Origin of the sequence: Segatella paludivivens DSM 17968 = JCM 13650 (genome assembly GCF_000373185.1) — a bacterium.
In the GTDB taxonomy this organism is placed as follows: domain Bacteria; phylum Bacteroidota; class Bacteroidia; order Bacteroidales; family Bacteroidaceae; genus Prevotella; species Prevotella paludivivens.
Map to the genome: position 1 here is coordinate 33,516 of NZ_KB890645.1, position 9,897 is coordinate 43,412.

Annotated in this window: 8 protein-coding genes and 1 tRNA gene; all 9 read left to right on the forward strand. The window is 37.6% G+C overall.

All coding sequences use genetic code 11. The annotated features are described in order from the left end of the window. Positions 1-58 precede the first annotated feature (58 nt). Positions 59-1,105 carry a 23S rRNA (adenine(2503)-C(2))-methyltransferase RlmN gene (gene rlmN, locus B045_RS0107685; RefSeq protein ID WP_018463696.1) on the forward strand — a complete coding sequence of 349 codons (1,047 nt, stop codon included), beginning with the start codon at positions 59-61 and terminating at the stop codon, positions 1,103-1,105. A 103-nt stretch (positions 1,106-1,208) separates the two neighbouring features. Continuing rightward, complete coding sequence (locus B045_RS0107690) at positions 1,209-2,297, forward strand: PdxA family dehydrogenase (protein WP_018463697.1); 1,089 nt, start codon at positions 1,209-1,211, stop codon at positions 2,295-2,297. Then, a complete protein-coding gene (locus tag B045_RS0107695) occupies positions 2,294-3,298 on the forward strand; it encodes a lysylphosphatidylglycerol synthase transmembrane domain-containing protein (protein WP_018463698.1) in 1,005 nt (334 codons plus the stop codon). The genes B045_RS0107690 and B045_RS0107695 overlap by 4 nt, the downstream gene beginning before the upstream one ends. Before the next feature lie 53 nt (positions 3,299-3,351). After that, a complete protein-coding gene (locus B045_RS0107700) occupies positions 3,352-4,620 on the forward strand; it encodes a sigma-54 interaction domain-containing protein (RefSeq protein WP_018463699.1) in 1,269 nt (422 codons plus the stop codon). A 106-nt stretch (positions 4,621-4,726) separates the two neighbouring features. Next, a complete protein-coding gene (locus tag B045_RS0107705; RefSeq protein ID WP_373277759.1) occupies positions 4,727-5,230 on the forward strand; it encodes an LptE family protein in 504 nt (167 codons plus the stop codon). Positions 5,231-5,233: 3 nt separating this feature from the next. Next, entirely contained in the window at positions 5,234-6,067 is an 834-nt protein-coding gene (locus B045_RS0107710; RefSeq protein WP_018463701.1) for a hypothetical protein, read from the forward strand. A 4-nt stretch (positions 6,068-6,071) separates the two neighbouring features. Continuing rightward, a complete protein-coding gene (gene secG, locus B045_RS0107715; RefSeq protein WP_025884249.1) occupies positions 6,072-6,458 on the forward strand; it encodes a preprotein translocase subunit SecG in 387 nt (128 codons plus the stop codon). A gap of 95 nt (positions 6,459-6,553) precedes the next feature. Beyond that, positions 6,554-6,627 (forward strand) — tRNA-His (locus B045_RS0107720). Between the two features lie 753 nt (positions 6,628-7,380). Continuing rightward, positions 7,381-9,897, forward strand: a 2,517-nt coding sequence (locus B045_RS14445) for a hypothetical protein (RefSeq protein ID WP_018463703.1), incomplete at its 3' end; no start/stop codon positions are given.

Sequence of the window (9,897 nt, forward strand, 5' to 3'; positions counted from 1 at the left end):
ATAAATAAAAAACTTTGTTTTATTTTGCTTTTCCACTCGTTTACACTATCTTTGCACTATGAATTCTTTAAAGAGATCACTTCTTGGCTTGACCTTAACAGAACTTAAGGCTGTCGCGAAAGAAATAGGCATGCCTGCTTTTACGGGTGGACAAATGGCCAAATGGATATATGAGCATCATGTAAAGTCTATTGACGAGATGACGAATATATCTAAGGGTAACCGTATTAAACTCGAAGAAAAATATACTATTGGATGTGCTGAACCTACTGATGCACAGCACTCTAAAGACGGAACTATAAAATATCTTTTTCCTACAGATAACGGAAAATTTGTTGAGTCAGTGTACATTCCTGATCATGACAGAGCTACACTATGCGTTTCGTCACAGGTAGGCTGCAAAATGAACTGTATGTTCTGTCAAACAGGTAAGCAGGGATTTGAAGGCAATCTTGACGCAAAAGATATACTTAATCAGATTTATTCACTGCCAGAGTCTGACAAACTCACGAATATTGTATTCATGGGACAAGGAGAGCCTATGGATAATCTTGACAACGTGCTGCGTGCTACCGAAATACTTACTGCTGATTATGGTTGGGGTTGGAGCCCAAAGAGAATAACAGTTAGCAGTGTTGGTGTGAAAAACAAGTTGCAGCGATTTATTGAGGAAAGTGAATGTCATTTGGCTATAAGTCTGCATACAGCTATTCCAGAACAGCGTGCTGAGTTGATGCCTGCACAAAAGGGTATGGGTATTGAGGAAATAGTAGAACTTTTGAAGAACTACGATTTCAGCCATCAGCGTCGTTTATCTTTTGAGTATATCGTTTTTGGAGGCGTTAACGATTCAACAACTCACGCACGTGAAATTGTTAAGTTGCTGAAAGGACTTGACTGCCGTATAAACTTGATAAGATTCCATAAGATCCCAAACATTTCGTTGCATAGCGCAGAAGAGAAGAAAATGGAAGAATTCCGTGATTATCTTACTAACCATGGATTGTTTACAACAATACGTGCCAGTCGTGGTCAGGATATATTTGCGGCTTGTGGTCTGTTGTCTACATCGAAAAAGAACGGAAATACAAAAGATGAATTATAGAAATATCTATGCGAATATTCCTTATTGGGTCCTTAAATCAAAGACAAGACAAATCTACTCAATCAGTCTAAGGCTGTAATTGGGTTCTTTAAATATAAAAACAATGGAAAATAAAAAAAATCGTGTGGCTATTACACATGGAGATACCAACGGTATCGGATATGAACTTATTTTTAAAACCTTTGCTGAACCGGAAATATTGGAACTATGCACTCCTATTATATACGGTTCTCCAAAAATAGCAGCTTATCATAGAAAAGCACTTGATATTCAAGCTAATTTCAGTATCATTAATGATGCCAGTGAAGCTGTGGACGGACGAGTAAACTTGTTGACATGTTATGATGATGATATCAAGGTTGAACTCGGTACTCCAACAGAAGAAAGTGGCTATGCTGCTATTAAAGCTCTAGACCGTGCTATGACTGATTTCCGTGATGGCGCATACGATGTTTTAGTAAACTGTCCTGTAGACAACACTAATATTAATGTTGAGGGCTATAAATTCCATGGTATAAGCAAATATATTGAGACATGCTTAGGAGATGGCGAAAAGTCAATGTCTGTATATCTCAATGACACAATGCGAATGGTTGTAGCCACAGAAGGTGTCTCTATCAAGGACGTGCCTGAATCTATAAGCAAGGATTCTATTAAGGAGAAAGCTACAAAGCTCTTCAATTCAATATGCAGAGACTTCAGTGTGTCTTCTCCTCGTGTAGCAATATTATCTCTTAATCCAGGACAACTAAGCAACGAGGAAAATGAAATTTTAATTCCAGCTATTGATGAACTTGCTGAAGCTGGTATACAGACTTTCGGTCCTTATTCTTCAGAGACATTCTTCGGGAATGGATATTATGGAGATTTCGATGGCGTTATAGCCATGTATTATGATCAGGGTATTCCTGCTTTTAAGGCAATATCAACAGACAGTATCGTGAAATTCGATGCAGGACTAAAGATCGTTTCAGTAACTCCAGACTGCGGAACAGAATTTGACATTGCGGGAAAAGGTGTAGCTGATGAGGCTGCTTTCCGTAATTCAATATATACTGCTATAGACATATTCCGCAATCGTGCGAATTATGATGATCCTATGCACAATCCGCTTCAGAAACTTTATCATGAGAAGCATGATGATGGAGATAAAATAAGATTTTCAATTCCAAAGAAAAGAGAAAATAGATGAAAAAGAAGTATCAAAACATATTTTTTATATTCGGTTTTATTGTTCTCTTGATAATGGTTACGCAGCTTAATTTCCAACAAGTTTGGAGTGGACTGCGTCATGCTGGATATTGGTTTATCGCTGTTCTTGCTCTGTGGCTCGTCCTTTATTTTATTAATACCTCATCATGGTATTTAATCATAAAATCCCAGGAAGCAAAACCCGAGCACAAACGCGTCAGCTTTGGTTGGTTGTATAAGATAACTATTTCAGGATTTGCGTTGAACTATGCAACTCCTGGTGGACTTATGGGTGGAGTGCCATACAGAATAATGTCTCTTGTGCCAAAGATAGGTACAGAAAGAGCCTCTTCGTCTGTCATATTGTTTTCTATGACACATGTATTCTGTCACTTCTTGTTCTGGTTCCTTTCTATATTTCTTTTTATCTTCACACAGAAAGTAACAATATTAATGGCTATACTTCTCACAGTGATAGGAGCTTTCTGTCTATTGGGAATATGGTTCTTTTTGTCTGGTTACCGCAAGGGACTTGCAAACCGTGTGATGAATTTCATAAAACATCTCCCATTAATAAAGAAATGGGCACAGAAATTTGTAGAAAATCACAAGGAACAACTTGACACTATAGACCAACAGATAGCAGCATTGCACGCACAGAATCCAAAGACATTCTTCTCGGCTGTATTATTAGAACTTTCCTCTAGGATAACTTCTGCATTGGAGGTATTCTTTATTCTTTTGGTGATAATGCCAGATGTAAGTTTCTTGCAATGTGTAATGATAATGGCTTTCACTAGTTTGTTTGCTAATCTTCTGTTTTTCATTCCTCTTCAATTGGGGGGACGCGAGGGTGGATTCCTTATGGCAACAGCTGGACTTGGTATATCAGCCAGTGCTGGTATATTCGTAGCACTGCTAGTACGTATGCGTGAGCTTGTCTGGACTAGTATCGGACTCCTGTTGATAAAATTGGATAATACAAAGTCTAAAGACTCATAAAAATCTGCCAAAATTGCAGTATTTAAGAATAAATTGTGTAATTTTGTCACCCTATGAACACATCAGAACTGCAAAAAATAAAACAGCGCTATAACATCGTAGGTAACTGTGATGCACTTAACAGAGCTTTAGATGTCGCCCTTCAGGTGTCACCTACAGACCTTTCTGTGCTTATAGTCGGAGAAAGTGGTGTCGGAAAGGAAATCATTCCACGAGTCATCCACGACAATTCTCCACGCCGAAGAGAAAAGTATTTCGCTATCAACTGTGGTTCTATACCTGAAGGTACTATTGATAGCGAACTGTTCGGACACGAGAAAGGATCTTTTACTGGTGCAATAGGTGAAAGTGACGGTTATTTCGGTACCGCCAATAAGGGTACTATATTTCTTGATGAAGTAGGAGAGCTGCCACTTGCAACGCAGGCACGCTTGTTGCGTGTGCTCGAAACAGGTGAATATATTCGTGTAGGTGGACAAAAAATTCTACAGACTGATGTGCGCATAGTTGCTGCTACTAATGTCAATATGCAGAAAGCGATCAGCGAAGGTCGCTTTCGTGAAGACTTATACTATCGTCTGAACACGATTCCAATACAGGTTCCGCCATTGCGTGATCGTGGTAACGATATCATACTACTTTTCCGCCTCTTCGCTATGCAGATGGCTGACAAATATCATTTGCCTAAGATCGTGCTTGATGAAGACGCCAAAGAGATATTGCTTAAATATAAGTGGCCGGGAAACGTACGCCAACTGAAGAATATCACCGAGCAGATGTCTGTATTGAGTGAACAGCGTGATATAAGTGCGCAGCAGCTTTTACAGTTCATTCCGCAGGATGCAGAAAGCACACAGCTTGCAACTATAAATAAACCTGGTGAGCATTCTTACGAGACAGAACGTGAGATTCTATATAAAATACTATATGAACTACGTGGAAACGTAAGTGACCTGAGACGTGATATGAACAGTCTGCGCAAGCAGTTGGATGAAGAGCGCGCTTTATCGGGTGCTGCTCAAAGCTTCCAAGGAAGGCAATTCCCTGTAGCTGCAGAACGACAGCCAATAGTGACACCAGATGATGCGCAGCAATACTCTATATTGAATCCTAATTCGGAAAGTGCTTCTGCTGCCTATGATGCCATTGCTGAAGAAATTAATGATACAGCAAGCCTTAATCTAAATGATCTTGGGCGACAAATGGTAGAAAAAGCTTTGGAACGTAACGGTGGCAACAGAAAGAAAGCTGCTCAGGAATTAGGTATTTCTGATCGCACACTTTATAGAAGAATAAAACAATACGGACTTGAGAAGGAATAGTTTCCCGAACTTGTAAACCTCATTAGGAACAGTGAATTCGCTGAAAGAAATGAAAATAAATATTATATATAGTAAATTGAAGAACATGGTATCTGCAAGATGGCACATGACCATGATGCTTTCTTTCTGCATTGTTACAATGCTGTTGTCGTCATGCAGTATCAGCTACAAGTTTAACGGTGCAAGTATAGACTACACAAAGACTAAGACAATACAGATTACTGATTTTCCTATACGCTCAAGTTATGTATGGGGACCAATGGCACCATTGTTCAACAATACTCTAAAAGACGAATTTGCCAACCATACTCATCTTTCTCAGGTAAAGCGTAACGGTGATATGAAGATAGAAGGTGAGATAACACAATACGCCCAAAGAAACAAATCCGTATCTAGTCAAGGTTATTCTGCACAGACTGAATTATCTATGACTGTAAACGTGAGATTCACTAATAATGCAAATCATAGCAATGATTTTGAAAAGCAGTTTACTGCTACATCAACATACGAGACAACAAAGAATCTTAACTCTGTTCAGGAAGAACTTGTAACTCAAATGGTGAAAGACCTTTCTGATCAGATATTTAATGCAACAGTAGCCAATTGGTAATCTATGGACCTAAAACGCCTTATACAACATCCGGAATATATGGACAAGGAGACCCTTTACGATCTCCGAAGTCTTATCGCGCTCCATCCATACTATCAAACAGCACGCATCCTTTTATTGCAGAATCTTTATATACTGCATGATCCGTCTTTCGACGAAGAGTTGAGACGCACAGCAATATGTATTAGTGATCGTCGTGTTATTTTCAATATGATTGAGGCTGCACATTATAAATATAGGAATGAGCAAAGGTTGGAGGCTAAAGCAAAAGAAGACGAGCAAGATAATGGTGATCGTACAACTACCCTCATAGATAGCTTCTTGGGCTCTATACCAAAAGATTCGAATTCGGAAACTCCAAAGGAAAAGAGAAAACCTACGCTCGCAGATGCTGCCATTGACTATGTTTCATATCTTCTTGAGATAGAAGATGAGGATAAAAAGGAGAAAACAGCTGTTGGAAATGACGGTAAGACTATTACTTCAGACTGTTCAAATGGTGACAGAACAACCGACCTTATCAATAGTTTCATGGAAGACGGAGGTTTTAATTTGAAGGAAGAGACAAACTTATCCGAAGGCTATCAGGCATATGATTTGCAAACTTCAGATAATACAACTCAGAAAGAAGCCGAAAAAAATGATGAGGAAAGGGAAGGCGATGAATGTTTTTTCACGGAAACATTAGCCAGAATTTATATAAAACAAGGTCGTTACGAGAAGGCTTTGGAAATAATTAAGCGTTTAAATTTGAATATTCCAAAAAAAAATGCTTACTTTGCAGACCAAATACGTTTCTTAGAGAAATTGATAATAAATAATAAAAATAAAAAATAAGGAAATGATTTACACATTATTCGTAAGTTTGATAGTACTTGCAGCTATATTTATGGTGCTTGTAGTACTAATCCAAGAATCAAAAGGTGGCGGTTTGGCATCAAACTTCTCATCTTCTAATGCCATTATGGGTGTCCGCAAAACTACAGATGTTGTAGAAAAGGCAACATGGGCTTTGGCCATTGCAATGGTTGTACTTAGCGTAGCATGCGCTTATGTAGCACCACAAGCAACAACAGACCAAAGTGTTATGGAAAACAGCGCAACTAAAAATCAGACAACAAATCCAACAAATACACAAGGCTTTGGTGCAAGTCAACAGACTGCACCTGCTGGTGCACAGAAAGCTGCTCCTGTAGCTCCTCAAGCACCTGCTGGACCTGCTAAATAAATTTTATCAAAAAAGTGAGGGAAAAATTTGGCAGTAACATTTTTTTCCCTTACCTTTGCACCCGCTAAACAACAATAGCGAAGTACTTTAAAATGGTGGACGTAGTTCAGTTGGTTAGAGCGTCAGATTGTGGTTCTGAATGTCGTGGGTTCGAACCCCACCGCCCACCCAGAAAGCTAAGTAGTAAAACTACTTAGCTTTTTTTGTTTTTATATGGTATAAACAATCATGTCTGTCCAGAATAAGTTCATTAATTTCCGAATCTATTTATTATATAGATAAAGTACTTGAGCTAAATTGCACGTCAGAGGTCAGTTAATAATCTTGGAGATTTCACAATTCTGATGAATAAAGTTTAGCAACCTCAACGAGGATAATTCATAGGGCATCGAAATTATATCTATTAACGATGGTTTGCTAGGCTTTAACTACGAAATGATAAAATAATAATCACGCCAAACTTATATATCTTCTGTATATCACTCATTATCAATTATATAAGCTAAATGTGTATAAAATGTAAATGTTAAAACTAATATTATTCAAATTATTTATCTGTATTATTTGTACATTTGCAGTAAGAAATAATACCATAAGTATATATGAAAAGAGTCTAAGCTTTCTTTTTTTTTCATTTGTGTTGTTACGATATTCTTTGTTGTAAATAATGAAATGGAGATGACTGTAATAAAATAGCGCAGTTTGTTAATAGAGACTAGAATCAAATCATTTATGAGTATGCATGAAATGCTGACTATTGCAAATATTGAAGGACATACATTATTATCTAATAATAGTCTTTTACTATGAACTGGTCGTAAAATGGAAAGACGATAATGGACATGTTGTGTAATATGACTAGATACCATATTATATCGTTGATGATGTAATCCACAAAGAAACAAAAATTTTATAGAGTATAATGGAAAAAAGAAGAACATTACTTATTGTACTAATACTACTAGCAGCAATGCCAATGCTGTCAAATAACAGAACAATACTACTTTGGGGACATGTAAAAGATGCATTCACCAATGGTGGAATTAAGAATGTGAAAATCACCCTTCTTGACGAAAACAAGGTGCCTATTGATAGCCAGACAGTTCAATACTTTGATGAAGGTAAAAGCAACATGGACTCTTATTATAAGTTTAGCATACCAGCTGAACCTAAAAAATATATTATCAAGGCAGAACATCCCGATTATGAAACATGTTATATTAAGTATGACGTAAAATATGTGGGACGAAATGAATATTTTGATGCACCTTTTCATTACATGAAGCGTAAGATCAAGACTTTGCAAGGCAAGGACTTGAAAGATGTTGTGGTGAAAGCTACAAGGGTTAAGATTGTATTCAAGAATGATACTGTTGTGTATAATGCAGATGCATTCAATCTTCCAAATGGTTCAATGCTTGACGAACTCATTCGGCAACTGCCAGGAGTTAAACTGACTGATAGCGGAGAGATTTTTCTTAATGGAAAGAAGGTGGACAATCTGTTGTTGCAGGGTGAAAAGTTTTTCAATAAAGACAGACAATTGGCTTTAAAGAATTTTCCTGCATACACTATTAAGAATGTGAGTTTTTATGATAAGACGACTGATCGCAGTAAATATCTGGGATATAATAATGAGCGTAAAGAGTTTGTGATGGATGTCAAACTTAAAAAGGAATATTCTAAGGGCTACATTGCTAATGCTGAGGGAGGACGTGGAACACATGACAGATATGCTGGTAGATTGTTTGGGCTGAGATACACGCCACATTCACGCATTTCTTTATTTGGTAATTTTAATAACCTAAATCAAGATTTGTCACCCGGATCTGATGGCGAATGGAATCCCGGTTCTTTTGGCCAAGGTGTGTCTTCTCTAAAGATTGTTGGAATGGACATCTTTTCTGCAAATAAAGAGGAAACAGTTAAGAATGATTTGACAGCAAGAGTAAAATGGGATAATTCTTATTATAATGCAAAAACTGTAGCCTCTACATTTCTGCCAACGAAGGAAAACTATGTGGCTTCATCTTTTAACCAGAACGCTCATCAAATATTTTCTTACGTTGACAATGAACTTACTATATCGAAACCTTTTTATATATCTTCAAGTACAGGATGGCAGTATGATAATGGTCGTTCATGGTCTACACAACGTTCGGTTACTTTTAATAAGAGTCCGTTTCATGACAATGAAGGCGCTGAGAGTTTGATAGACAGAATATTTAAAGCGGAGTTGCAACCCATTGATACCACAATGGTAAATAGTATGCTAAAAGATAAGCATGGACATGGATATTATTCCTCACTATGGGAAGTACTCGGTACGTCCAAAAAACTACCTTGGGGAGACAGTTTTGATGTGAACATGGATGCCACATATACTAAAGAGAAAAGTACCGGTTTCAATGACTATCAGATTAGATATATGGACCAAAACCATGATGATCTGCAGAATCAGTATAGTAAGGAACCTACAACTCATTTTAGATACAAAGCATGGGGTAGTTACAATATTCATCTACTAAATAAATGGAACTTTGCTATGGGATATGAGTATGAGCAGCGGTACAGGCATGAGATACATGATAAATATAGACTCGACTGGTTGGATGGCTGGTCAAAGAGTCACCATATAGGTAATCTTCCTTCGACAAGAGATTCGCTTTTGGCAGCTCTAGACTATGGTAATAGTAACTACACATGGTATCATTCACGTGAACATTCAGGTCTCTTTCATGTATTCTATGACAAGGATGACAAGGAAAGTAAGATGAGGTTTGACTTAAATGTTAACATCATTAATAAGTATGAAAAGCTGCACTACCAGAAAGCCAGTCTAGACACAATGGCGTTTAATCGCAATTGGCTGTTTACTCCGTCGGTATCATTCAACTATTCTACACCTAAGGGAATGGGACTTGATATGAGTTATGGTACAGAAATAAATACACCAGAATTGATAAAGAAAATAAATGTTACCGATACAACCGATCCACTCGCAAGGTATCGCGGAAACAATGACTTGAAAAATTCATTAAGTCATGTATTCCATTTGGGATTCCGCAACAGAATTGCAAGTATTCAGGCTCAATATAATGTAGCAGCTGATTTTAGGATTGACAGAAATCTTATTGGAAATGCCGTCACATACAATCAGTCAAATGGTGTATATACTTATCAGCCACGTAATATAAATGGCAACTGGACCGGTTCTGTAAGTAATGGATTCTCAATGGCACTTGATAAGGATAGACTATGGAACTTGGAGAATAATGCCAGTTTCAACTTCAATCGCAATGTAGACTTTGTAACGCTTGCAGGAAGTGCTGATTACCAGATTAGCAAGGTGAACAATATCTATGTTACAGATGGACTGAAGCTTACGATGCAGAAGAATAAGTTTCGTGCTGCGTTGCTTGGCAATATGGAATGGCAC

Excerpts from the sequence above, each read along its gene's own strand:
- rlmN (WP_018463696.1), top strand. The coding sequence starts at position 59 with ATGAATTCTTTAAAGAGATCACTTCTTGGCTTGACCTTAACAGAACTT.
- B045_RS0107690 (WP_018463697.1), top strand. The coding sequence starts at position 1,209 with ATGGAAAATAAAAAAAATCGTGTGGCTATTACACATGGAGATACCAAC.
- B045_RS0107695 (WP_018463698.1), top strand. The coding sequence starts at position 2,294 with ATGAAAAAGAAGTATCAAAACATATTTTTTATATTCGGTTTTATTGTT.
- B045_RS0107700 (WP_018463699.1), top strand. The coding sequence starts at position 3,352 with ATGAACACATCAGAACTGCAAAAAATAAAACAGCGCTATAACATCGTA.
- B045_RS0107705 (WP_373277759.1), top strand. The coding sequence starts at position 4,727 with ATGACCATGATGCTTTCTTTCTGCATTGTTACAATGCTGTTGTCGTCA.
- B045_RS0107710 (WP_018463701.1), top strand. The coding sequence starts at position 5,234 with ATGGACCTAAAACGCCTTATACAACATCCGGAATATATGGACAAGGAG.
- secG (WP_025884249.1), top strand. The coding sequence starts at position 6,072 with ATGATTTACACATTATTCGTAAGTTTGATAGTACTTGCAGCTATATTT.